The organism is Neobacillus sp. NPDC093182, from assembly GCF_044754045.1.
In genome coordinates this window covers 422,302-447,531 of record NZ_JBIVOI010000001.1, presented here as the reverse complement: position 1 = coordinate 447,531, position 25,230 = coordinate 422,302, and the positions used below count along the sequence as shown (strand labels likewise).

Genomic DNA, 25,230 nt, shown 5'->3' with positions numbered 1-25,230 from the left:
TAATTTAACCCAATTATAATACGGCTATTTAAACATGGGAATGAGGTTAACAATGTTAACACTATATGTTTAGAAAATGTTCACAATTACCAAATGCTTGGATTACTTGTTTTGTACAAAAGTTATACAAAATATATACAGTGTGTCTGTCAAGAGTTGTTTTTCGGTAGATTAAGGAGTCAAAAAAACAAAAAAATAATTTCAAAAAAAGAATCGTGAAGGAAAAGCTTGAAAGGTGTCGAATAACTACAAAGACAAAATAAAAGGTGGTGTTTCCCATTGTAAGTGCAATCGAAATACTAGCAAATAGGATTATCACAGATGCTGCTCGAAATCAAGCAACAGATATTCACATTGTTCCCAGGAAAAAAGATACACTCATCCAAATCCGCTTAACAAACAAACTCATTCCCCGGTTATCACTTCCAAAAGATGAATGCGACAGATTAATTTCACATTTTAAATTTACAGCCAATATGGATATCGGAGAACGACGACGCCCTCAAAGCGGAGCTATTTTTTGTGAGGTAGATGGAAAATTAATGGGTCTTAGACTTTCAACCCTTCCTTCTAACAATCGAGAAAGTCTTGTGATTAGACTTCTGCCACAGCAAGAACAGATTCCCTTTCATCAGCTCTCACTTTTCCCTGGTATGACGAGAAAACTACTGGCTCTCCTAAAACATGCACACGGATTAATTATCTTCACCGGTCCCACGGGCTCAGGCAAAACCACAACTCTTTACTCCCTTTTAAATGAAACCGCACATCTTTTTAATCGTAACGTTATTACTCTTGAAGATCCCATCGAAAAAAACTATGATTCTGTTTTACAAATACAAGTGAATGAAAAAGCAGGTGTGACATACGCGGCTGGTTTAAAGGCAATTCTTCGTCATGATCCAGATATTATTATGGTCGGTGAAATCCGTGACGCGGAAACAGCCAAAATTGCTGTGCGTGCAGCATTAACAGGACACTTAGTTCTAAGCACGATGCATACAAGGGATGCAAAGGGAGCGGTATATCGTCTCCATGAGTTTGGTGTCAATTGGTTAGAGGTAGAACAAACTCTTATTGCGGTTACTGCTCAACGATTAGTAGAGCTAACCTGTCCGTATTGCCAAGGGGAATGTTCTCCCTTCTGTTATTCATATGGAAGATGGAAAAGGGCGAGTGTCTTTGAACTGCTGTCAGGGAGAAACCTTAATGCAGCGATGAAAGAGGCAAAAGGTGAAGATATTATATCGCGTTACCTTACAGTAAAGGAAGTAATAAAAAAAGGGATTGCCCTTGGTTATATCAAAGAGTCTGAATACGATCGTTTGGTGTATGACCATGAAGCGCCATAATTGGACGATCAATGAGCAGGCCAATTTTTTAAAAAGGATTGGAGAATTATTGGCACGTGGTTACCCAATTGCAGAGGCTATTGAATCCCTATCTTTGCATTTACCAAAAAATCGAAAGGAGGAGTTGTACAAATGTTTGGCCGATTTGAAAAATGGGATTTCATTCCATGATGTTCTAAATAATATAGGGTTTCACAAGGACTTGATTGGTTATGTCTATTTTGCGGAACAGCATGGCAGCTTTGCGGAGGCACTATTAGAAGGGAGCAGTTTAGCCTTAGTTAAGGAGAATGATAGGAAAAAGCTTTTGAAACTATTACAGTATCCAGCTTTACTTACCTTTATTACTGGTTTTCTTTTTGTGTTTGTCCAAAAATCATTGCTGCCTAAATTTACAAGCCTCTTCCAGTCTATGAGTCTTGAAGCGAATTTCTTTATGAAAGTACTTTATTCCTTTGATGAGTATTTTCCTATTTTTCTGACTGGTTTATTGCTCCTGCTGGCAGCCGGTGTAATTTATCATTTTTTTGTATTTCGAAAAGTCTCCATCCTCCGGCAAAGGTCACTTCTCGTAAGAACTCCGATTGTTGGAAGAATCCTCAAATTGTTGTTTACTCATTATTTTTCTGTACAACTCAGCTTCCTATTAGCGGGTGGTATTTCCGTATTTGAAGCACTAAATTTATTTGAGAAGAATCACCGACAGCCATTTTACAGCCAGTTGGGAATGGTGATCAAGCAAAAGCTGTTAACGGGTGAAAAACTAGAGTCTATCTTGGCTTCCTTTCCATTCTTTGAAAAAGAGTTCCCGATGATTATTAAACATGGTCAAGAGAATGGGAAATTGGAACAGGAATTACTCTTCTTCAGCGAACACTGTATGGTGAATATGGAAGAAAGGATCGAAAAGAGTTTAAAAATGATTCAGCCTATGCTCTATCTTTTTATTGGGTTACTCGTTGTATCAATGTATTTAGCAATATTATTACCAATGTTCCAACTATTAGAAGGAATATAGAAAAGCTTAAGCGTATTAGGACCAAAAATACTATAAATGGGGGAATTAATGATGATGAAAAATGAAAAAGGTTTTACTCTTGTTGAAATGATGATTGTGATGCTGGTTATTTCGGTTTTATTAATTGTTACAATTCCAAATGTGGCAAAGCATAATACAAATATTAACACCAAAGGCTGTGAGGCTTATGTGAAAATGGTTCAAGCACAGGTGCAGTCTTATATTATGGAAAAGAATAAGGTGCCAACAATGGCAATTTTAATTTCGGATGGATATCTAATTGAAGATACTGGTTGTCCAAATGGAACAAAGAATGTACAAATTGATTCAGAAGGTAAAGTAACGGCAGTACCAACAACATAATGCTCCGCAATCAAAAGGGATTTACCCTAATAGAATCCTTGATTGTTCTCTCCATTTTTCTAATCATCTCCTCGATAACTGCTTTTACCATAAAGCCACAATACTATTCAGCTGTTGATAAGGCTTTTATTTCTCAATTAAAAGCGGACTTATATTATGGTCAGCAATACGCTATTGCTAATCAGATGGAAGTCAAAGTTATCTTTTATGAACATGAGCACATGTATCTCATTAGTACAGGCAGTAAACAGCTCGTTGAAAGAAAACATTCTCCAATGATAACTGTGACTCAAGGAACGATCCAATTAGTATTTAAATTTAACTCGAATGGAAATGTAGACAGATTCGGTACATTATATATTCGGACACAACAAACAAATTACCGATTAACTCTTTTGATTGGAAAGGGACGGTTTTATGTTATGGAAGAATGATGGATTCTTTTTACTAGAGCTCTTATTATCACTATCTGCATGGTTTATGGTGGGCATGTTTTTTATGCCGTTATTAATGGAATTATCTAATCAATCTCAACAGCTTGTGAGGGATAAAAAAGCTGTACAGTTTTTATTTGAAGAACTCCAAGCAAATTTAACAGAAGACAGAACCAACTCAAATTACTCCATCTTTCATAATGGAACAGAATATAAGATTTATTGGAAGCAATCGTCTGGTATTGGACAAAAGGAGGTGTGTGTAAAAGTTGATGAAACATCCTTCCTGCCAAGAACAGAAATTTGTAATGTACCGGAATGAAAAAGCCTTTACACTCCTTGAAGTACTTTTTGCCTTTTCAATTTTTATGACCATTGTATTCTTCATGGTTCCTGTCCTTCATATCGTTTTAGACAATAAAGATTCAAATGGAAGGCTTCAAGAAATGGAATGGGATGTTTTTTGCAGCCAGATTAAAAAAGAAATTCGTATTAGCTCAAAAGCCGAGGTGGTTTCAGGGAGACTGGTGTTAACGAATAATAATGAAACGATTACCTACGAGAAATATGGAAGTAATTTAAGAAGGCGCGTGAATTCTTCGGGGCATGAGACGTTACTGCAAAATGTATCCTCCGTCACTTTTATCAGGAATAATAACTCAGTAAAAATTATCGTAAAAGATGTTTGGGGGAAAGAATACAATGTGGTAGTGCAATCTTATATTCAATGGTTTCCGGTCATATGAGAAATAACGAACATGGATTTACATATCCACTAACTTTAGCAGTGCTTATCCTTTTTCTATTACTCTTCTCTTTTCGTGTAGAACAACTATTAACCGAAAGGAAGCTGGTCCATGAAACTAATCTAATTCTTCAGGAGGAATATTATTTTCATTCTTCGGTAAAAAAAGTTGAAGAAATCATGCATTCGGGTGGTGTAATTCCATCCAAAGGTACCTTTACCTATTTAAAGGGCACCGTGGGATTTCAAGCGGACATTCCAATTGGAACGATACAGAAAATCAACTTCACTCTCAGAATGCATTCAGGTGCAACACTGGCAGGACGCGGTTTTTTTGATATTTCTTCAAAAAAAATGATAAAGTGGATTGAGTTTTATTAAGGGCAATAGTTGTTTGAAAAATTAAAACATGGACATACTTTTAGTGAAGAATGAAGGCAGGTGTGTCCATGAAAACGAATGATTATGTAAAATATATGACTCAAACGCTTGTTAAATATGCGGACCAGCCAAAAGATGAAAGAAAACGGCTCCGGGAAGAACGAAAACAAACAAGAGCGTCTTTTTGGTATCGTTGGTTCGGGATACTTCCCTATATATTTTATATTGAAGTGAAAAACAGGAGAAGAAAAGAGTAAAGAAGCAGATTCAACGTCTGCTTCTTTACTCTTTTATACAGCATTATCGGTTAAATAAAACAATCCACCATTGATAAATGATATGTTTATTTTGGGTTCATATTGGTCTTGTAAGGCCTTTTTCTCAGTTTCATAACTTTCATTTTCTTCTTCCGCATCCTCGTAAAAATGATCAAGAAGACGTAAATCTTGCTCCCAGCGTTTTCGAGCATCCTCTGCCCAAGTATGATCATCTTCATAAATTACTGCTTTTAGATAGTTTTCGATTCTTGACATTCCGCTTTTTGGCTTAACAAGAGGTGAAAGTGTAAACGAATAATCCGGTATTTTCGGTGTCAGTTGAACATTCTGCAGTCTTTCATGAAAATCCTCAATCATTTGTCCATTAATGAGCTGCAGACCGATTGATTTAAAAATATCCCGCTTACGGTCACATTGATACGAGATCTTAACATTCATACAAAGCCAAGGCATTAATGGAGTTTGTTGTTGGCCGTTCCGATGATTCTCATAAAGCCTGATGTAGCTTGCAAGCTTTTTGGTTGATTGAAAAATTTGGTGCAGACGAGGAGAACCAAAATGAACGGTTTCTCCCTTAATATGTTCCGGTGCTATCTGTGGGTTCGTAATAAACGTAAGCTTCATCGGATTTGGAATACCGCCAGTTTTTTCTAGGTAATGCCAATAAAAAGGCCGATTCATTAATTCCTTATCGAGCTCAATTGTTAATTGAACCGTTAAGTATCCTGGACCATTTTCTGTTATTTCACATTCATTAGCTTGAAAATAGCGTATGAGAAAGTTATGAATTTCCAGCTGCTGCATGTGAATCCTCCTTTTGCATATCTTTAGCTAAATCAATCATAGATGTAAGATTTTCCATCTTAATCCGCATCTCACCCTCAGAGCAGGATTGTCCAAAAATATCAATTAAATGATCTTCAATACTTCCAAAGTCTAACTTCGTTAAAATATCGTCCAAATCACCTATTACTTTTTCAAAAAGTTCAATTTTTTCATATAGAAGTTTTAATATATGTTCCTCCACTGTGTTTTGGATTGCAAAATTATAGATCATAACGTCCTTTTCCTGCCCCAGACGATGGATCCTTCCGATTCTTTGCTCCAGTCTCATTGGATTCCACGGTAAATCGAAATTAATAATATGATTACAGAATTGAAGGTTAATTCCCTCACCACCTGCTTCTGTCGCGATGAGTACCTGTGCATGCTTTTGAAATAGCTCGCGCATCCAATCTTTTTTACCTCGTTTAAAGCCCCCGCGGAACGGAACGGATGATATCCCGTTTTGTTTTAAATACCATTGCAGGTACATTTGGGTTGCTCTGTATTCGGTGAAAATAATAACCTTATCATCTATTTTTTGAATCAGTTCCAAAGCCTTTTCTGCTTTAGAGTTGGATGGAACTGCTTCCACTTTTGAAATTAAATGTTGAATCTGCTCTTCAAATTCCTTTGTAGGGTTTTCTTTTTTCTGAAGCATGTTCTTAAGCGTATAAAAAACGGCCTCTCTGCTGCTGCATGCTTCCCTCTGTAAAGTCATCACCGAGAATGCACTTGTTTGTACCCAATCGCCTTCGCTCTTTAAATCAGTGATGGCTTGATACAATTCTTTTTCCTGTGGTGTAAATTCGATCGGTATGGTTTCAACATGTCTCTTGGTCCATTCAATGCCTGTATCGGCGCGGCGGTTTCGAATCATTACCTTATTAACTAGCTCTTTTAAATGCTCATTATCATTTAATGAACGTGCATCCCGTTTGTATTTATCAAAAAAGGCTGTTTCACTGCCTAAATGTCCAGGTTTTAATAGGGATACGAGGTTGAAAATTTCACCAATTCGGTTTTGAATGGGTGTAGCAGTGAGAAGCAGACAAAACTTCTTCTTTAGATTTTGAACAAACTCATAGTTTTTTGTTTTATTATTCTTTAGCTTGTGTGCTTCATCAATAATGATTAAATCATAGTCCTGCTTATAGATAATATCACGGTGTGGATCCCGTTTTGCTGTATCAATAGACGAAACGACAACATCGCATTGTTCCCAAACATAGCTTTTCTTTTGAGAAACTGCGGGTATAAAGAATTTACTATTCAATTCATAAGACCATTGGGTTACTAAAGAGGCTGGGACAAGAATGAGAACTTTTTTTACAAGTCCACGAATCATGTATTCTTTTAAAATAAGACCAGCTTCTATCGTTTTTCCCAGCCCAACTTCATCGGCAAGAATGGCCTTTCCATTCATATTCTCAATTACTTGTTTTGCCGTCTCGAGCTGGTGTGGAAGCGGCGTCAGATTAGGCAAATGTTTGGGTGCCTGCAAGCCTTCAAATTCAGGGATAATCAGGTGTTTTTCAACGCCGACTGCCAGTTTAAAAAGGTCCCAATTTCCCCATGGTCCATCGTTCTCAATTCTATGTAAAAATTCATCCTGCCAGGAGGAATCAAATTCTATTTCAACAGTCATGGTTTCAGCTCCTTAATGCACAAAAATTTATTGCTCACCTTATGCTTTAATGGTAGGATGGTAATAGATTTGAATGTTTTAATTATTGCAATAAAATAAATTTCTCAGATGTATATTTTAGTATGACCCGAATTTGAAAATATTATAATGCGGATGATGACAAGGGGAGAGACTACAAATGTAGCGCCGAAGGAGCAAGCACGATGTGTGAATCTCTCAGGCAAAAGAACTCTTGTTTGACGCAGCTCTGGAGAGTGCTGACAAAATTGAGCAGCCACCAAAGGGGAAAGCCATCTAAGGTAAACTTTCAGGTGCAAGGACAGAGACCTTCTTTTGTTAAAGGGAGGTTTCTGTCCTTTTTTGTTTATTATGCCCTGGATTTATGGAACAACAAATGAAAAACATCTTTAGTTGAAGGGGGATTATTGATGACTGAATTAAAACGGACACCGCTATTCGAAGTGTATAAAGAATATGGTGGAAAAACGATTGACTTTGGAGGCTGGGAGCTGCCTGTTCAATTCTCAAGCATCAAGGAAGAACATGAGGCAGTCCGCACAAAAGCTGGTTTATTCGATGTTTCGCATATGGGGGAAATCATCGTCACGGGACCAGACAGTCTTAGCTATTTGCAAAAGATGTTAACAAACGACATATCAAAAATTAAAAATGGCGGAGCACAATATAATGCAATGTGCTATGAAAATGGCGGCACTGTTGATGATCTTCTTGTTTATAAAATAGAAGACAATCATTATTTACTAGTTGTTAATGCTTCCAATATCGAAAAGGACTATAAATGGCTTGAGGACCATTTAGAGGGCAATGTTTCGATCGATAATTTGTCTGAAAAAATGGCTCAATTGGCGCTGCAAGGCCCGATTGCTGAAAAAGTACTTCAACAGCTGGCAGGTGATACTGATCTAAGTAGCATTGGATTCTTTAAGTTCCAACAGGAAGTAACGATTAAAGGAAAAAACGCACTGGTCTCACGAACTGGTTATACAGGCGAGGATGGCTTTGAAATATATTGCGATGCGTCAGACGCAGTAGAACTTTGGAAGGCGATTTTATCTGCTGGGCAAGAGGAAGGGGTCGTTCCTTGTGGTTTAGGCGCCAGGGATACTCTTAGATTTGAAGCGACTCTTGCGCTTTATGGCCAAGAATTGTCTCCTGAAATCACCCCGCTGGAAGCAGGTATCGGCTTTGCAGTTAAGTTAAATAAAGAAGCTGATTTTATCGGTAAAGAAGTACTTAAACAGCAAAAGGAACAGGGTGCTGCAAGAAAATTAGTTGGAATTGAAATGATTGACCGTGGAATACCGCGTCATGGTTACCCTGTCTATAAAGGTGAGGAACTGATTGGGGAAGTGACAACGGGAACGCAATCACCATCCTTGAAAAAGAATATTGGACTTGTGCTAATTAAAAATGAATACGCAGGTCTTGAATCAGAAATTGAGGTTGAAATTCGCGGAAAACGCTTGAAGGCGAAAGTCGTACCAACACCTTTTTATAAACGAGAAAAGTAAACACGAGGGGAGATTAGGTTTATGAAACATCGATATTTACCTATGACTGAAGCAGATAAAAAGGCAATGCTCGAAACAATTGGCGTTAAATCCGTCGATGAATTATTCAGCGATATTCCTGAAAAGGTTAGATTTAAAGGGGAATACAACATCAAAGCTGCAAAATCTGAGACTTCTTTGATGAAAGAACTATTCCGAATGGCTTCTCGTAATGCCGATTTAAAAACAAATGTATCCTTTCTAGGTGCAGGAGTTTATGACCACTATATGCCGGTAATCGTTGACCATGTTATTTCACGCTCTGAATTTTATACAGCCTATACACCATATCAACCTGAAATTTCCCAAGGGGAGCTCCAAGCCATTTTTGAGTTCCAGACGATGATTTGTGAGTTAACTGGTATGGATGTAGCAAACTCCTCCATGTATGATGGCGGAACCGCATTGGCAGAAGCAGCGATGTTGAGCGCGGGTCATACGAAACGCAAAAAGATTATTGTTTCTGGTGCTGTTCATCCTGAGTCAAGGGAAGTCCTAAAAACTTATGCAAAAGGTCAGTATCTTGAAGTGATTGAAGTACCAGTTAACGAGGGAATTACAGATATTGAAGCATTAAAGGGATTGGCAAATGAAGAAATTGCCGCAGTCATCGTGCAGTACCCAAATTTCTTCGGAAGAATTGAACCGTTAAAAGAACTAGAGGAAATTGTCCATGCAAATAAGTCTTTATTTGTTGTTTCAAGCAATCCACTTTCACTTGGAGTATTAACACCTCCTGGAAAGTTTGGTGCAGATATTGTCATTGGTGACGCACAGCCGTTTGGAATTCCGTCTGCGTTTGGCGGACCACACTGCGGTTATTTTGCGGTAACTACTAAGTTAATGAGAAAGGTACCAGGACGTCTTGTGGGCCAGACCACTGACGATCAGGGCCGCCGTGGATTTGTATTAACGCTTCAAGCTCGTGAACAGCATATCCGTCGTGATAAAGCGACATCAAATATTTGTTCAAACCAAGCCTTAAATGCATTGGCTGCCTCTGTAGCCATGACAGCCCTTGGTAAAAAAGGCGTACGTGAAATGGCCGCGGCTAACTTGCAGAAGGCACACTACGCAAGAACTGCCTTTAAAGAAGCTGGCTTTGATATTGTCTATGATGGCTATTCATTTAATGAATTTGTTGTGAAATTAAACAAACCAGTAAAAGAGATCAACCAAGCCTTGTTGCAAAAAGGAATCATTGGCGGTTACGATTTAGGGCGTGACTATCCAGAACTTGCTAACCATATGCTGATTGCTGTAACAGAGCAAAGATCGAAGGAAGAAATCGATACTCTTGTGAAAGAAGTGGGGGATTTGCATGCATAACCAAGATCAGGCACTCATTTTTGAACTAAGTACACCAGGCAGAATTGGATACAGCCTCCCGGAAATGGATGTTCCCGAATTAGACCTTGAAAGCCTTCTTCCTGAAGGATATTTACGCAGTGAGGAACCAGAGCTTCCTGAGGTTTCCGAGCTTGATATTATGCGTCATTACACTGCGCTATCAAGGAGAAACCATGGGGTGGATTCAGGTTTCTACCCGTTAGGCTCATGTACAATGAAATACAATCCAAAAATCAACGAAAATGTGGCCCGTTTTAACGGATTTGCTCATGTTCATCCACTTCAGGATGAAAGCTCTGTACAGGGTGCACTTGAACTGTTGTATGATTTGCAGGAGCATTTAATAGAGATTACAGGAATGGATGAAGTAACATTACAGCCAGCTGCTGGTGCTCATGGGGAATGGACTGGCTTGATGATGATTCGTGCTTACCATGAAGCAAACGGAGATTTGAAGCGAACAAAGGTTATTGTTCCTGATTCTGCACATGGAACTAACCCTGCTTCTGCAACCGTTGCAGGACTAGAAACCATCACTGTAAAATCAAATGAGAATGGTCTTGTTGACCTTGATGATTTAAAAAGAGTAGTTGGGGAAGATACAGCTGCTTTAATGTTAACTAACCCAAATACCCTTGGACTTTTTGAGGAAAACATTGTAGAAATGGCTGAAATTGTTCACGCTGCCGGCGGTAAGCTTTATTATGATGGTGCAAACTTAAATGCTGTACTATCAAAAGCGAGACCGGGGGATATGGGATTTGATGTTGTTCACTTAAATCTTCATAAAACCTTTACGGGTCCACATGGCGGCGGCGGACCTGGTTCAGGCCCAGTTGGTGTAAAAGCAGACCTTATTCCGTTTTTACCGAAGCCTGTGATTACGAAGCGCGGTGAAGAGTTTGTATTTGATTATGACCGTCCGCAATCAATCGGGCGCGTGAAGCCTTACTATGGTAACTTTGGTATCAATGTTCGTGCCTACACTTACATTCGTTCAATGGGACCAGATGGCTTAAAAGCGGTAACTGAATATGCTGTATTAAATGCAAATTATATGATGAGAAGACTTGCTGAGTATTATGATCTTCCATTTGATAAGCATTGCAAACATGAATTTGTTTTAAGCGGAAGAAGACAGAAGAAATTAGGTGTTCGTACTTTGGATATTGCAAAACGCCTGCTTGATTTTGGCTACCATCCGCCAACCATCTACTTCCCATTAAATGTAGAAGAATGTATTATGATTGAGCCAACTGAAACAGAGTCTAAAGAAACGCTAGATTCATTCGTTGACATCATGATTCAAATTGCCAAAGAGGCAGAGGAGAATCCAGAAATCGTTCAAGAAGCGCCACATACCACTGTAGTAGGCCGTATGGACGAAGCAACAGCTGCTCGTAAACCAATTTTGAAATATCAGAAAGCATAGTGTAGTTTAAGTCAGATTCAGGGTGCTGAATCTGGCTTTTTTTTCGTGGGAGGGGAAGGGGAAGGGAATTGTGCCCGTAAATGTGTGGAATAGGAAATAGGGGCAGAATTATCGGGTTATTGTGCCGATAAATCAGGCGGGTAGGAAATAGGGGCAGAATTAGGGGGTTATTGTGCCCGTAAATCATGCGGGGCGGAATTAGGGGAACAATCCGATAACGTGTTTGGGTAATAAAAAAGACTTCCGATAACGGAAGTCCCACATTTGAATTATTTTTTTGTTTTAACTTTCCCAGTCCATTTTTTGAATCCGCCTTGAAGCTGGGTAAGATCCTTGTAGCCTTTACGGTGCAAAAACTGTGCTGCACGGGCGCTGCGCATGCCATTTTGGTCATATAAATAAACAGGTAAATCCGGACGAAGCTCCTTCATTCGCATTCTCATTTGTGACATTGGAATATTACGGGCTCCTAAAATATGACCTGCTTCGAATTCGTTCGGTTCACGAACATCGATTAATTGTGCCTTTCGATAACCGGCACGAAACTCCTCTTCTGTTACCGTTTTAACAATCCTTTTTTGATAAAAATAGGTGAAAACGGAATAAGCCGCAACTGCCACGATGATGATAAGTAGGACATAAAGTGAATTCAATTTCTATTGCTCCTTTCAAGCATGGTACACTATGTTTTATTATATAAGCCAATCACGGAAAGATAAAGAATAAACGACAAAAAACTTCAAATTCATTATACCTAAAACATCTGGTTTTGAATTCATATCAGATTTTGGTAGACTAAAATAAGAGTAAACTACATAAAAATGAGGTTTTTATATGAACAAAGAGGTTTGGCGTTTTATAGATTCTGGTAATTGTTCTCCATCATTTAACATGGCGTTGGATGAGGCTTTACTTGATTGGCATAGTGAAGGGAAAATTCCGCCCGTTATCCGCTTCTATGGCTGGGAACCAGCGACTCTATCAATTGGATATTTCCAAAAGGTTGAAAAGGAAATCGACCTAGAAGCAGTAAAAGCCCATGGATTAGGTTTTGTTAGAAGACCAACAGGCGGCCGTGGTGTGCTCCATGAGCATGAGCTTACATATAGTGTGATTGTTTCGGAAGATCACCCAGAAATGCCTACAACGGTAACAGAGGCATATCGTGTTATATCAGAAGGAATTTTAAAAGGATTTCATCAGCTGGGATTAGAAGCTTATTTTGCCGTCCCTAGAACAGATGAGGAGCGAAGTGCACTGAAGAATCCTCGTTCAGCAGTATGTTTTGATGCACCAAGCTGGTATGAACTTGTGGTCGAAGGTCGTAAGGTGGCCGGAAGTGCACAGACTCGCCAAAAGGGAGTAATCCTCCAACACGGGTCGATTTTATTAGATTTAGATGAGGATAAGCTGTTCAGTTTATTTAAATATCCGAGTGAGAGAGTAAAGGATAGGATGAAATCTGCTTTTAAAAGTAAGGCAGTTGCCATTAATGAAATCAGTTCAAGAAGAATTACTTTAGAGGAAGCAAAAGAAGCTTTCTATAAAGGCTTTGCAGAAGGTCTTAATATCGAACTACAACCCTACCAATTAACCGAAGAAGAACTTGCATACGTCAATAAAATTGCTAAAGAGCGATATGAAAATGATGAATGGAACTTCAAAAGATAAAGAAAAGGCGAACCCATTTTTCCGGTTCGCCTGTTTTTATTGTTGAGTTACTTTTTGGACTTCCATAACATATTTTTCGTACCACTTTTCCCATTCTTGTTTTCGTTCTATTGTCTTGCCGTCAAGCAATGCTTGAATGACATCTAAACATACATGCCAACCAGCAAGGTCTTTTGGGGTATGGTCCGTAATGGCATTTATTTTTTCTATTAGCCGTAATACACATCCATTTGATACTTCGGTTAATTCGAACCGAACGGTATCTACCCACCACGAGAATTCCAAAACAGAATTTACTTTTAAGTCCAGGATAGAAAGCTCATCAAATGTTCCATCCCCCATATCAAATTTAATTACCCCTCCTTTACGAAGTTCGTCTACACGTAATTCTGAGAACCATTTTGGCAGTTTCTCGTTGTCCGTTAAATAAGACCACACCTCTTCAACTGAATGGTTAAGATGGCGTTCATATGTGGCAGTATAGTCGTTTTCAACTTTTTCAATATGTGCTATCATCTATTTTTTCCTCCTCTTAATGGCTTATTAATTAAGTATACCTTTTTTAATATTCTTGATAATCAATTTATCTCCTTTATAGCTTTAAATTTTCCTATATTTAAAAATCGCAACCTGCGAAATTTGTTAAAATTTCTTGTTTTATGCCGAAAATTAAAAGATATCTTATCTATTCTCTTGTTTCTAGTTTATTTTGAGTTTGACAAAGTTTATGTTTTTTGCCTCTGACACAATATGTAGTGGTGTCGAAAATATTTTCGGTACTATATATTGATTTGTTGTAACTACCTATGTTAACTTATTTATATTGAGTCAGCTAGATATAGCATAACTTACTAGAATCCCACACAAGATATGAATTTTTTGAAGGAGTTGTTCTCATGTCTGTAGTTTTTAGACAAAAAATGAATATTGATTTTGAAAGGTTGAATGAGGATATCCACTTATTCCCCCAAGTGCACCCGGTTACCCCAGATATGAAAATAACTCATAAGGGTGTTTCACGATTGGTCATGTTGGACCGGTACACCTTCAAAGACACTGCTAAAATCACCCTAACGAATGGCGACTTTGTTGTTCTCACTATAAAAGAAGATCCAAAATTCCCAGCACGCGGTCTTGGATACATCATGGAGATTGATTGGGAGAGTAAAAAAGCAAAGGTTTTAGTAGAAGAGGAATTTAGAGCTGTCCTAGATGACCCTGAGGAATCGGCAACAGGATTGATTTGGCGCTCGTTAGATGTAATTGAGAAGCCTCTAGAATTGTTTTATGAGCAGATTGCCAAGAGAAATGCAACTGGTCTTGCTTCAGTTGAGGAAACTGAAGAGAAGCGAATCGAGTGGTTTGAAAAGTTTTACAATGAGCTAGTATCGATGAATTTCATTCCAGCTGGTCGTGTACTTTACGGGGCAGGAGCTGAAACAGATGTAACGTTCTTTAACTGTTATGTAATGCCTTTTGTTCCAGACTCACGTGAAGGTATTTCAGATCATCGTAAACAGGTAATGGAAATCATGAGCCGCGGTGGCGGCGTTGGAACAAATGGTTCAACATTAAGACCAAGAAACACATTGGCAAGAGGAGTAAATGGTAAATCATCTGGTTCAGTATCGTGGTTAGATGATATTGCGAAATTGACACATCTAGTAGAACAAGGTGGATCGCGTAGGGGCGCGCAGATGATCATGCTAGCGGATTGGCATCCAGATGTAATTGAATTTATTATCTCAAAAATGCAAAACCCTAGAATTTTAAGGTTTTTGATTGAAAATACAAACGATGAAACGATTAAGAAACATGCAAAGGACAAACTAAAATTAACACCCCTAACTGCCCAAGAGAAAGCAATGTACCAGGGAATTATTAATTATAAACATATTCCAGGTACTGGCGGATTTAGTGAAGAAATCATTGCTGAGGCTGAAGAAAAGCTTCAAACTGGCGGTAACTATACGGTTCATAATCCAGAATTTCTAACCGGTGCAAATATTTCTATCTGTTTAACAAAAGAATTTATGGAAGCTGTTGAAAATGATAGTGAGTATGAGCTTCGTTTCCCATATGTTGAAATATACAATAAAGAAGAAATGAAGATTTACAATGAAGAATGGCATAAAGTTGGCGACGTACGCGAGTGGGAAAAACTTGGTTACAAAGTACGAGTCTATAAAAAAATTAAGGCAAAAGAGCTTTGGAACCTTATAAACATTTGCGCAACCTACTCGGCTGAACCAGGAATATTCTTCATTGACAACGCCAACGACATGACTAATGCAAAAGCATACGGTCAGCAAGTCGTGGCAACAAATCCTTGTGGAGAGCAGCCTCTCGCACCATTTTCTGTTTGTAATCTTGCAGCTGTTAATCTGGCAGAAATGGCTGATAAGGAAACAAAAACAGTTGATTTTGAAAAGTTAAAGAAGACTGTAGCAGTCGGCGTAAGAATGCAGGATAACGTTATTAATGCTACACCATACTTCCTTGAGGAAAATAAGAAGCAGGCTCTTGGAGAGCGACGTGTAGGTCTTGGTGTAATGGGCTTGCATGATATGCTAATCTATTGTGAAACGGTCTATGGTTCAGAAGAAGGTAATAAACTTGTTGATCAAGTTTTTGAAGTAATTGCAACCACAGCGTATAAAACATCCGTGGAACTAGCCAAAGAAAAGGGAAGTTTCCCTTTCTTAAACGGTGAAACACGTGAAGAAACAAACCGTTTGCGTCAAGCATTTATCGATACAGGATACATGAAAAAAATGCCTGAAGATGTCCGTCAATCTATATTAGAAAATGGAATAAGAAATTCACATTTGCTAACTGTTGCTCCAACGGGTAAAGTAATTGCCCCCAGTGTTCGTAAGAGCGCTGCGTAAACTTAGCTATATGCGGGAAACCCTGGCGTATCTCTTACTACCTTTGTCTTGCCAACAAGTAATCAGGTAAAAATGTAAGAGTGTTGGCTTATAGCCTACCAGACAATCCGCAGGGAAGTCGTGGCTGACCCTTCAACGACTACATGCTGAGCAACCATTAAATTATGGTTGATGATATAGTCTGACCCATATGGCGACATATGGAGCGGGTACTAATATTCCCGCCCTCTATAAGGATATATAGAGAGTAACAAAAGTGAGTACTGGAACAATGGTTGGTGTATCAACTGGATTAGAACCTTATTTCTCATTCTCATATTTCCGAAGCGGACGTCTAGGGAAATTTATTGAAGTAAAAGCAGATATTGTTCAAGAATACCTTGATAAGCACCCAGAAGCAGATGCTGATAATCTTCCAAGCTGGTTTGTTGCAGCGATGGAGCTTGCACCTGAAGCACATGCTGATGTTCAATGTGTTATTCAACGCTGGATTGACAGTTCTATTAGTAAAACTGTTAATGCCCCTCAAGGGTATAGTGTTGAACAAGTGGAAAAAGTGTATGAACGTCTTTACAAAGGCGGAGCTAAGGGTGGTACTGTATACGTAGATGGATCACGTGATTCACAAGTCCTTACCCTAAAAGCAGAAGAAAACGAGATACCAACATTCACAGAAAAAACGAAACAGCACGTCGTACTTGTTGATACCATTAGTGACCTTCGTTCAACAGATGTAACGATTGGTTCTGAAGTTGGAAACACCTGTCCAGTTTGCCGAAAAGGTAAAGTAAAAGAAATTGGCGGCTGCAATACATGTTCCAACTGTGGTACACAGCTTAAGTGTGGTTTATAAAAATAAGGAACGAGGATGTCCCTAGGGCATCCTCGTTTTTTACACATTCAAACTAATCAGGTAACCTCCGATAATTCCAGTTATCACAATCACCCAAGGTGGAAGCTTCCAATAGGCAAGCATGCTAAACAATAGGGCAGCAAAAGCAAAATCTATTGGAGATTGAATCGAACTAGTCCAAATTGGATCATAAAAGGCAGAAATTAATATACCAACAACTGCTGCGTTTACCCCCATTAATCCACCTGTTATTTTTGGATTACGGCTTAAGCTTTCCCAGAAAGGTAATGTACCTAACACCAGTAAAAACGCAGGGAGAAAGATTGCAAAGGTGGCCAGCAAACCGCCTGCCCATCCATCCATAACAGCACCTAAATAGGCAGCAAAGGTAAATAACGGCCCAGGTACGGCCTGTGCAGCTCCATATCCAGCTAGGAACGCTTCTTTACTAAGCCAGCCATTGGGAACAAATTCGCGTTCTAATAATGGTAAAACTACATGCCCGCCGCCAAATACTAATGAACCTGAGCGATAAAAGCTATCAAACATCGCTACCCAGCTAGAAGCCGTCATCTCTCTTAAAATAGGAAGGACAATCAATAATCCGAAAAATAAACCTAAACAAATGAATGCAAATCTTCGAGAAAGTGGGACCTGAATAGTAGCGGGGGAATCATCCTTTTGCCCTTTATAGATTATAAAACCAGCAACCGCTGCGATAAGGATTACACTTACCTGTGTATATGCTGTTTGCCATAATAGGGTACATAGTAAAGCAAGTAAGGCAATTACTTTTCGGGTTAAATCAGGCGTTAACTTTTGTGTCATCCCCCATATAGCATGAGCCACAACGGCAACTGCTACAATTTTTAACCCGTGAATCCAGCCTGCATTTCCGATATCCATTCCTTTTAGAATAAGGGCAAAAAGGATCAGCATGACGACTGAAGGGGTTGTAAAACCCACAAATGCTAAAATTCCTCCTAACAAACCACCGCGCATTACGCCTATTCCTATACCAACCTGACTGCTGGCAGGACCAGGTAAAAACTGGCACAGAGCTACAAGATTCGCGTATGCTTGTTCATCCAGCCATTTTCTTCTTCGAACATACTCATCATGAAAATATCCTAAATGTGCTATGGGACCGCCAAATGAAGTTAATCCAAGTTTTGCTGAAACCATTAGGATTTCAAGAAGTAATGAATGTTTACTTTGTTTCATAAATCCTCCTTTTGAGCTACACGTCTATTATAGATAAGTTTATCTGTATGTTTGGAAATAATCATTTAAAATGGCCTCCATAAAATGTTAAAAATATGTAAATCCCTCTTTACATACTATACCAGGGTATAATATAATCTTTTCATCAGAAAGTTAACAACATTTTCATGTTAGTTTGCCAAAACATTAATAAAGGATTGTTACAAAACGTGCTATTAATTAGCACGCTCTCTTTTTCAAAAAAATATACCCTATATAGGTATTAAGGAGTGAGTTTGAATGAAGAAATGGACTATTTCTGCATTAGTTTACCTGTTTGTAATTGTAGGAGGATACTATGTTTATGCTTCTTTTACTGAACCAGAGTCTCATAATGATACAAATGCTCCACACCAACAAGAAGCAAAGTCCTCCCACGGTCAGGAGCATGTAGAAAATGGTAATAACCACGATGGTGAAAGTGAGGTCATCCCTAACATTCAAGTTGAAAATGGAGAATTGATTATTACGCTGAAGGATTTAGAAGGAAACCCTGTATCAGATTTAGAAGTGAATCACGAAAAACTGATGCATTTAATTGTTGTCAGCACGGATTTAAAAGAGTACCAGCATTTACATCCTCAAACAAACGAGCCTGGAGTTTTCAGAGTACCTCATTCATTAGCAGCAGGGGAGTATAAAGCATTTGTTGATATTAAACCAACAGGCAAGACCTATGAGGCAGCCCCGATTTCGTTCATGGCAGGAGAAAATCATACTGAACATGAGGAAGATTCTCTAACCGACACCGAATTAACAAAGGAAGCTGGCGGCCATACAGTTACACTGCTTCCAAGTTCATTAAAAGTAAATGAGGACATCCAACTTTCATTTGATTTAGCTGGAGATACCCCAGAGCAGTATCTTGGAGCATTAGGACATGTCGTAATACTGGATCAAAAAGGAGAAAATTACATTCACGTTCATCCATTAGAAGGAAATGAACCTGTGTTTGCTACAAAATTTTCAGAACCAGGGATATATAAGATTTGGGCGGAGTTTAAGTTCAACGGTCAAGTATTTGTTTATCCATTCGTTGTAGAAATTAAATAGCAAGGTAAAAGCATCGGTAATTACCGGTGCTTTTTGCCTGCTTGAACTGTCCCGGAATTGTCGAAAACTCTTCATACGTTCTTCATAATATTTGCTTACTATTGTTATAGTATTAACTTAATAAACTGTCTTTTTTATCATCCATGAAAAATAAGGTGATTCTATGTACAACATCTTGAGTCAATTTAGTTCTTTTGTTAGCAAACCTTTTTTTATCATCGCCAATAACTTGGAGTCTTGGCCGATCATTTTTGCCTTACTCTTAGGGATAGTAGGGGCATTGGCACCTTGTCAGCTAACCGGAAACATAAGTGCCTTGACACTGTATGGTAACCGCTCCTTTCAACAGAAAATTGTTTGGAAGGACGTAATATTTTTCACATTAGGGAAAATAGTAGCCTTCTCATTGTTAGGCGGGCTGGTTTGGATACTAGGAAGAGAAATTCAAGAAAACCTAATTTCTTATTTCCCTTGGATCCGTAAAATTATGGGCCCGCTGCTGATCACCGTAGGTTTGTATATGTTAGGATTTATAAAACTTCGCGGAACATTCAATTTATTTAACGGGTCTAAAGATTACCAACAGGAAACTCCATTTGGTTCATTTATGCTTGGTTTCAGTTTTTCGCTTGCTTTTTGTCCAACGATGTTTATTCTGTTTTTTGTTACCTTAATGCCGATTGTATTGTCCAGTTCTTACGGCTTTATCCTGCCATCGATATTTGCTTTTGGTACTGCACTGCCTTTAATCCTATTTATTTTCATTATTTGGTACTTAGGCGGGGGCGGCTTACTAATGAAAAAGGGAAGAAACCTTGGAGCTTCCATTCAAAGAGTTTCTGGAGTATTGATTATCTTGTTAGGCATAATTGACTCTTTAACCTATTGGTCCTTGTAACAAAACTCAGGATAAAAATATCCATTTATGAACAAAATGTGAAAGTTGGAAAAGGAATTAAATAAACGATAAAAAATACTTTACATAGGGTAGGGGGGTATGGTTAAATATAGTTAAGAACCTTACCTCTATTACAAGTTAAAAAAAGTGTTATTTGCGAAAGGGTGTATATAAAATGGAAAAAGTTACTTTAAACGTACAAGGAATGTCTTGCGATCATTGTGTTAAAGCAGTTGAAGGCAGTGTTGGTGAACTAAATGGGGTAAGCTCTGTAAAAGTTAACTTAAAAGCTAATACAGTGGATGTGGAATATAACAACCACGAGGTATCACTAGATAAAATTAAAGAAACAATTGATGATCAAGGTTACGATGTAGAGTAAAAATAGGAAAAGACACGTGCTAGTCAATAGCACGTTCTTTTTAAAGTGAAATATACCCATGTGGGGTATGAAGGGGTGACTTTTATGTCTCAAGGTTTAAAAGAAACCAATTTACAAATCTCTGGAATGACATGTGCTGCTTGTGCCTTAAGGATTGAAAAGGGATTAAATAAATTAGAAGGTGTAGAAAACGCTACCGTAAATCTTGCATTAGAAAAATCTGCTATTAAATATGATTCACAAAAACTAAAGGTCGAAGATATTGAAAAAAAGATCAGAGACCTTGGTTATGGCGTGGTTACCGAAAAAGCTGAGTTTGATATTACTGGAATGACCTGTGCTGCGTGCTCAACAAGAATTGAAAAAGGCTTAAATAAACTAGATGGTGTTGTAAAGGCAAATGTGAATCTAGCGCTCGAAAAGGCGACGGTGGAATACAATGGTTCTGTTTTAACACCAAGTGACATTATTAACAAAGTTGAAAAGCTTGGTTATGGAGCTCATATAAAAGAGGATGTTAAGGAAACAACTGATCATCGTGAACAGGAAATTAAAAAGCAAACAGGCAAATTTATTTTTGCAGCCATTCTGTCCCTTCCCTTGTTATGGGCAATGGTTGGACACTTTTCCTTTACATCCTTTATTTGGGTTCCGGAAGCTTTTATGAATCCTTGGGTGCAGCTGGCATTAGCTACACCTGTTCAGTTTATTATTGGTTCCCAGTTTTACATCGGAGCATATAAAGCACTCAGAAATAAGAGTGCAAATATGGATGTACTCGTTGCTTTAGGTACATCTGCAGCCTATTTTTACAGTTTGTATTTATCGATCATGTCCCTCATGGCAGAGGCCCATGGAGTAGAGCTTTATTATGAAACAAGTTCCATATTAATTACCTTAATTATTTTAGGTAAGCTTTTTGAAGCGAGAGCAAAAGGCCGGTCATCAGAAGCGATCAAAAAATTAATGGGTCTTCAAGCTAAGACCGCAACTGTTGAAAGAGATGGGCAAGAACTAGAAATCCCACTTGAAGCTGTAGCTGTTGGAGACATCCTTCTTATCAAGCCGGGTGAAAAAATCCCTGTAGACGGCAAAATCATTGAGGGAACTTCAGCCATCGATGAGTCCATGCTTACTGGAGAAAGTGTTCCTGTTGATAAGTCGATTGGTGACGATGTTATTGGAGCCACACTTAACAAAAATGGTTTTTTAAAGGTTGAGGCTAAAAAGGTTGGCAGAGATACAGCATTAGCGCAAATTATAAAAGTAGTTGAAGAAGCACAAGGCTCAAAGGCACCCATCCAACGACTTGCCGATCAAATATCTGGTGTATTTGTACCAATCGTGGTTGGAATCGCCGTTCTTACTTTTATTATCTGGTTTGTGTGGGCTGCTCCTGGCAACTTTGGTGAGGCATTAGAAAAAATGATTGCTATCCTTGTTATTGCTTGTCCATGTGCATTAGGTTTAGCAACACCAACGTCTATTATGGCTGGATCGGGAAGAGCTGCAGAATTTGGGATTCTCTTTAAGGGTGGGGAGCATTTAGAAATGACCCACCGAATTACAACTGTTGTACTGGATAAAACAGGGACAGTAACAAATGGTACACCTGTTTTAACGGATGTCATCACGCACCATTTGTTTAACGAAGAAGAATTACTGTCATTGATTGGATCTGCTGAAAAGCAATCGGAACATCCATTAGCTCAAGCAATTGTCCAAGGGATTAAAGATAAGGGGATTACTTTTAAAGATGTTACTGAATTTGAAGCGATTCCCGGCTTTGGCATTAAAGCAATGGTTGATGGTAAAGAATTATTAGTTGGAACAAGAAAATTAATGAATAAATATCGGGTGGATGCCGATGCTGCTTATGAAAAAATGGATGAATTAGAAAGGTCAGGCAAGACAGCAATGCTTGCTGCTATCAACGGTCAATATGCAGGAACCGTTGCTGTCGCCGATACAATTAAGGATACCTCAAAGAGTGCGATCAACCGTCTTAAAACCATGGGACTTGATGTCATTATGATCACTGGTGACAACCAGCAGACAGCTCAAGCGATTGCCAAACAAGCTGGAATAGACCATGTGATTGCGGAAGTTCTTCCAGAGGGTAAGGCCGATGAAATTAAGAAATTACAGGGGCAGGGAAAGAAAGTTGCGATGGTTGGTGATGGGATTAACGATGCCCCGGCGCTGGCTGTTGCTGATATTGGAATGGCGATTGGAACTGGAACAGATGTGGCAATGGAAGCTGCGGATATCACCCTTATTCGCGGAGACCTGAATAGTATTGCAGACGCAATCTTTATGAGTAAGAAAACGATCACGAATATTAGGCAAAATCTGTTCTGGGCACTTGCCTATAACTCACTTGGCATACCATTTGCTGCATTAGGCTTCTTAGCTCCTTGGCTGGCAGGAGCTGCAATGGCATTTAGTTCTGTATCCGTTGTCCTTAATGCGTTACGATTACAAAAAGTAAAACTATAAATGCGAAACTTCATTAACATACAAAAGGGCTGACACATAATTGTCAGCCTTTTTCACATTTTTCACTATCTGTAACTATTATACTTACTTTATAAGGAGACTATTATAAAGCAGGGTGAAATAAGATGGATCATATTTTACTGATTGAAGATGAGCAAAGTGTATCAACGGTTATTAAAGGGTATTTGGAGAAAGAAGGATATAAAGTTTCTAGCGTTCCAACTGGAATAAAAGGGCTGGATGTTTTTAAAACCACAGAGTATAAATTAATCATATTAGATTTAATGCTTCCTGATATTAGCGGTGAAGAAGTTTGTAAAATAATCCGTCAAACATCGGATGTCCATATCTTTATGCTCACAGCAAAAGGATCCTTAAATGACAAAATAGAAGGTTTATATATGGGTGCAGATGAATACTTGATAAAGCCATTCAGCCCTAGAGAGCTAACCGCTAGAGTCAATGCTTTATTCAGGAGAATAGGCTCAAAGTTTCCTTCATCAAAGATTATTTTTGACGACGGTTATTTAGCGATAGATTGTGATAAAAGATCCGTTAGAATTTTGGAACAAGAGGTTCCGTTTACACCTAATGAGTTTGATATTATTTGTGCCCTCGTCACGGCAAAAGGAAATGTATTATCCAGGGAACAGTTGATTGATAAAATCTTTGGAGTCGATTTTAGCGGGTATGATCGGACGATTGATGTCCATATAAAAAATATCCGTAAAAAGATAGAAAAAGACACAAAGAACCCTAAATATATTGTTACGGTAATGAAAGCAGGCTATAAATTTGGCGGTGAGAAGTAAATGCAATCAATCAGCAGAAGATTGAGTATTTTATTGGTGCTATCTGCCGTTGCCGCCATCCTGCTAGTTACTGTTTTTGTCAATCTGACGGTTTCAAATAAATTTAACGAATACATGATTGATATTCAAAACAAGAGGTATGAAAGAATTGTTTCCTATTTCGAGGAAGCTTACAAAAGGGAAGGTAAATGGTCCTCAGATACAGGTATTGAACTAATGCACGAAGCTTATATGGGGAATTATTGTTTGACCCTTTTAGATAGCAGTAAACAACCGGTCTGGGGAATGGATCCTAATGACCTAAAAACTCAAATCCATATTGGAGAAATGTCCGGTCATGATAGTGGTGTTTATACCACTAAAACATTTGAAATTAAGGTGGATGACAGCATAGCTGGGTTTGTCGATATTGGACAATATTCGTCTGTGCTTTTTTCAGAAGAAGACCTAACCTTTAAGTCTTCGATAAACAAAAGTATTATTGTCAGTGGTGGTCTCACACTTATCATCATCATTAGCTTGAGTCTTTATTTTTCAAAACAATTCTCAACACCGATTCGGGAAGTAGCAAAAATGTCTGTACGCTTATCTCAAGGCAACTTTGATACTGTATCTAATTTTAAAAGTAATATTGACGAGTTAGAGGATTTAAGGAAGAGCGTGAATATCCTTGCAGGTAAGTTAAAGTATCAGGACACACTTAGAAAAAGGTTAGTGTCGGATATTACACATGAAATTAGAACCCCTTTAAATGTCCTGCAAAATAATCTTGAAGCCATGATTGATGGAGTGGTTCCAGTCTCAAAAGAGGGGCTACATTATCTAAATGAGGAAGTCATCAGGTTTGGTAAATTAATAAATGACTTAAACCTATTAAAAGAGTTTGAATCAGAAAGCATAAAATTAAATTATGAAACCATTGATCTAGATAAGTTAATTACTGAGATGAGTAATGATTATTTTAAGGCTGTTGAAAATAAAAATATTACATTCAAATATGAAATTAATACAAATGAAAAATATCATATTATTGGCGATAAAGATAAAATCAAGCAAGTAATGATTAATTTATTATCAAACGCAATTAAATTTAATCAAAGTAATGGGGAAATTGTAATTAAATTATATAAAGATAATAAACACATTGTTGTGGAAGTGATAGATAACGGCCTTGGGATTAAGCAGGAGGATTTACCGTTTATCTTTGAAAGGCTATATCGAGGGGATAAAAGCAGGAATCAAATAGAAGGAAATGGTATCGGTTTAACCATCGTTAAGAATATCCTAGAATTTCATAATGCAAAGATTAAGGTTGATAGTAAGGAAGGGCTTGGAACCACAGTTACACTGTATTTTAACTCAACACCAAATCTGTGACTAAACTATAAATCACTATCAATACTATACCCGTTCTTAAATAAAAGCCCACCATCAAAATGGTGGGTTTTTACTTGTTAATAAAAACTCACTAAATAATAGGTAAAGTATAGAGAATTTTTGTGTTGATGATATGA

23 protein-coding genes, 2 pseudogenes and 1 riboswitch are annotated in these 25,230 nt (G+C 38.2%); of the genes and pseudogenes, 20 read left to right on the top strand and 5 right to left on the bottom strand.

Features of this window, described 5'->3' with window-relative positions:
- The first annotated feature begins 266 nt into the window (after positions 1 to 266).
- From comGA to ACIQAA_RS02350, 8 genes are all read left to right on the top strand, one after another.
- Positions 267 to 1,352: a competence type IV pilus ATPase ComGA gene (gene comGA, locus ACIQAA_RS02385; RefSeq protein WP_402614462.1), complete on the top strand. Its 1,086-nt coding sequence runs from the start codon at positions 267 to 269 to the stop codon at positions 1,350 to 1,352.
- Positions 1,339 to 2,370 carry a competence type IV pilus assembly protein ComGB gene (gene comGB / locus ACIQAA_RS02380; RefSeq protein WP_402614459.1) on the top strand — a complete coding sequence of 344 codons (1,032 nt, stop codon included), beginning with the start codon at positions 1,339 to 1,341 and terminating at the stop codon, positions 2,368 to 2,370. Before comGA ends, comGB begins: the two co-directional genes overlap by 14 nt.
- 54 nt (positions 2,371 to 2,424) lie before the next feature.
- Complete coding sequence (gene comGC, locus ACIQAA_RS02375; protein ID WP_402615590.1) at positions 2,425 to 2,733, top strand: competence type IV pilus major pilin ComGC; 309 nt, start codon at positions 2,425 to 2,427, stop codon at positions 2,731 to 2,733.
- Complete coding sequence (gene comGD, locus ACIQAA_RS02370) at positions 2,733 to 3,167, top strand: competence type IV pilus minor pilin ComGD (protein WP_402614457.1); 435 nt, start codon at positions 2,733 to 2,735, stop codon at positions 3,165 to 3,167. The genes comGC and comGD overlap by 1 nt, the downstream gene beginning before the upstream one ends.
- Positions 3,151 to 3,489 carry a competence type IV pilus minor pilin ComGE gene (gene comGE / locus ACIQAA_RS02365; RefSeq protein WP_402614454.1) on the top strand — a complete coding sequence of 113 codons (339 nt, stop codon included), beginning with the start codon at positions 3,151 to 3,153 and terminating at the stop codon, positions 3,487 to 3,489. Before comGD ends, comGE begins: the two co-directional genes overlap by 17 nt.
- Positions 3,440 to 3,913, top strand: coding sequence for a competence type IV pilus minor pilin ComGF (gene comGF, locus ACIQAA_RS02360; RefSeq protein ID WP_402615588.1), 474 nt, complete (start codon positions 3,440 to 3,442; stop codon positions 3,911 to 3,913). The genes comGE and comGF overlap by 50 nt, the downstream gene beginning before the upstream one ends.
- The gene (gene comGG, locus ACIQAA_RS02355) at positions 3,910 to 4,293 is read left to right on the top strand and encodes a competence type IV pilus minor pilin ComGG (RefSeq protein ID WP_402614452.1); all 384 of its coding nucleotides are present in this window, start codon (positions 3,910 to 3,912) and stop codon (positions 4,291 to 4,293) included. The genes comGF and comGG overlap by 4 nt, the downstream gene beginning before the upstream one ends.
- Positions 4,294 to 4,361: 68 nt before the next feature.
- Positions 4,362 to 4,550: a YqzE family protein gene (locus ACIQAA_RS02350; protein WP_063251304.1), complete on the top strand. Its 189-nt coding sequence runs from the start codon at positions 4,362 to 4,364 to the stop codon at positions 4,548 to 4,550.
- Between the two features lie 33 nt (positions 4,551 to 4,583).
- On the opposite strand, the gene ACIQAA_RS02345 is transcribed toward ACIQAA_RS02350, so the two are convergent.
- Positions 4,584 to 5,375, bottom strand: a complete 792-nt coding sequence (locus ACIQAA_RS02345; RefSeq protein WP_402614448.1) for a YqhG family protein — start codon at positions 5,373 to 5,375, stop codon at positions 4,584 to 4,586.
- Entirely contained in the window at positions 5,353 to 7,041 is a 1,689-nt protein-coding gene (locus ACIQAA_RS02340) for a DEAD/DEAH box helicase (RefSeq protein ID WP_402614446.1), read from the bottom strand. The genes ACIQAA_RS02345 and ACIQAA_RS02340 overlap by 23 nt, the downstream gene beginning before the upstream one ends.
- A gap of 153 nt (positions 7,042 to 7,194) precedes the next feature.
- Positions 7,195 to 7,283, top strand: a riboswitch (glycine riboswitch).
- A gap of 186 nt (positions 7,284 to 7,469) precedes the next feature.
- Here ACIQAA_RS02340 and gcvT point away from each other — a divergent pair.
- Genes gcvT through gcvPB form a run of 3 tightly spaced genes read left to right on the top strand, consistent with a single transcriptional unit; the run spans position 7,470 to position 11,394 of the window.
- Positions 7,470 to 8,573 (top strand): glycine cleavage system aminomethyltransferase GcvT, encoded by a 1,104-nt coding sequence (gene gcvT, locus ACIQAA_RS02335; RefSeq protein WP_402614443.1) that lies wholly within the window; start codon positions 7,470 to 7,472, stop codon positions 8,571 to 8,573.
- Between the two features lie 21 nt (positions 8,574 to 8,594).
- Positions 8,595 to 9,941 carry an aminomethyl-transferring glycine dehydrogenase subunit GcvPA gene (gene gcvPA, locus ACIQAA_RS02330; protein WP_402614440.1) on the top strand — a complete coding sequence of 449 codons (1,347 nt, stop codon included), beginning with the start codon at positions 8,595 to 8,597 and terminating at the stop codon, positions 9,939 to 9,941.
- The gene (gcvPB, locus tag ACIQAA_RS02325) at positions 9,934 to 11,394 is read left to right on the top strand and encodes an aminomethyl-transferring glycine dehydrogenase subunit GcvPB (protein ID WP_402614437.1); all 1,461 of its coding nucleotides are present in this window, start codon (positions 9,934 to 9,936) and stop codon (positions 11,392 to 11,394) included. The genes gcvPA and gcvPB overlap by 8 nt, the downstream gene beginning before the upstream one ends.
- 269 nt (positions 11,395 to 11,663) lie before the next feature.
- On the opposite strand, the gene ACIQAA_RS02320 is transcribed toward gcvPB, so the two are convergent.
- Positions 11,664 to 12,047 carry a rhodanese-like domain-containing protein gene (locus ACIQAA_RS02320; protein WP_307194484.1) on the bottom strand — a complete coding sequence of 128 codons (384 nt, stop codon included), beginning with the start codon at positions 12,045 to 12,047 and terminating at the stop codon, positions 11,664 to 11,666.
- Positions 12,048 to 12,228: 181 nt separating this feature from the next.
- On the opposite strand from ACIQAA_RS02320, the gene ACIQAA_RS02315 reads away from it, so the two are divergent.
- Positions 12,229 to 13,065, top strand: a complete 837-nt coding sequence (locus ACIQAA_RS02315) for a lipoate--protein ligase family protein (protein ID WP_402614434.1) — start codon at positions 12,229 to 12,231, stop codon at positions 13,063 to 13,065.
- Between the two features lie 36 nt (positions 13,066 to 13,101).
- Here ACIQAA_RS02315 and ACIQAA_RS02310 read toward each other — a convergent pair whose 3' ends face one another.
- On the bottom strand, positions 13,102 to 13,581 hold the full coding sequence (locus ACIQAA_RS02310) for an SRPBCC family protein (RefSeq protein ID WP_402614431.1): 480 nt from the start codon (positions 13,579 to 13,581) through the stop codon (positions 13,102 to 13,104).
- A 380-nt stretch (positions 13,582 to 13,961) separates the two neighbouring features.
- Here ACIQAA_RS02310 and ACIQAA_RS02305 point away from each other — a divergent pair.
- Both ACIQAA_RS02305 and ACIQAA_RS02300 read left to right on the top strand, forming a co-directional pair.
- A pseudogene (locus ACIQAA_RS02305) lies at positions 13,962 to 15,923 on the top strand (vitamin B12-dependent ribonucleotide reductase); the annotation flags it as partial.
- A 298-nt stretch (positions 15,924 to 16,221) separates the two neighbouring features.
- Positions 16,222 to 16,809: pseudogene (locus tag ACIQAA_RS02300) on the top strand (hypothetical protein); the annotation flags it as partial.
- 39 nt (positions 16,810 to 16,848) lie between these two features.
- Here the strand turns inward: ACIQAA_RS02300 and ACIQAA_RS02295 are convergent.
- Positions 16,849 to 18,033, bottom strand: coding sequence for a chromate transporter (locus ACIQAA_RS02295; protein ID WP_402614429.1), 1,185 nt, complete (start codon positions 18,031 to 18,033; stop codon positions 16,849 to 16,851).
- 279 nt (positions 18,034 to 18,312) lie between these two features.
- Here ACIQAA_RS02295 and ACIQAA_RS02290 point away from each other — a divergent pair, with 279 nt between their 5' ends.
- The 6 genes from ACIQAA_RS02290 (at position 18,313) to ACIQAA_RS02265 (ending at position 25,093) form a co-directional block, all read left to right on the top strand.
- Positions 18,313 to 19,125, top strand: a complete 813-nt coding sequence (locus ACIQAA_RS02290) for a hypothetical protein (protein WP_402614426.1) — start codon at positions 18,313 to 18,315, stop codon at positions 19,123 to 19,125.
- Positions 19,126 to 19,288: 163 nt separating this feature from the next.
- A complete protein-coding gene (locus ACIQAA_RS02285; protein WP_402614423.1) occupies positions 19,289 to 20,023 on the top strand; it encodes an urease accessory protein UreH domain-containing protein in 735 nt (244 codons plus the stop codon).
- Positions 20,024 to 20,198: 175 nt separating this feature from the next.
- Complete coding sequence (gene copZ / locus ACIQAA_RS02280) at positions 20,199 to 20,405, top strand: copper chaperone CopZ (protein ID WP_402614421.1); 207 nt, start codon at positions 20,199 to 20,201, stop codon at positions 20,403 to 20,405.
- 84 nt (positions 20,406 to 20,489) lie between these two features.
- A complete protein-coding gene (locus ACIQAA_RS02275; RefSeq protein WP_402614418.1) occupies positions 20,490 to 22,904 on the top strand; it encodes a heavy metal translocating P-type ATPase in 2,415 nt (804 codons plus the stop codon).
- A 125-nt stretch (positions 22,905 to 23,029) separates the two neighbouring features.
- The gene (locus ACIQAA_RS02270; RefSeq protein WP_402614415.1) at positions 23,030 to 23,716 is read left to right on the top strand and encodes a response regulator transcription factor; all 687 of its coding nucleotides are present in this window, start codon (positions 23,030 to 23,032) and stop codon (positions 23,714 to 23,716) included.
- On the top strand, positions 23,717 to 25,093 hold the full coding sequence (locus ACIQAA_RS02265; RefSeq protein WP_402614413.1) for a HAMP domain-containing sensor histidine kinase: 1,377 nt from the start codon (positions 23,717 to 23,719) through the stop codon (positions 25,091 to 25,093). It abuts the gene before it with no gap.
- The last annotated feature ends 137 nt before the right edge of the window (positions 25,094 to 25,230 follow it).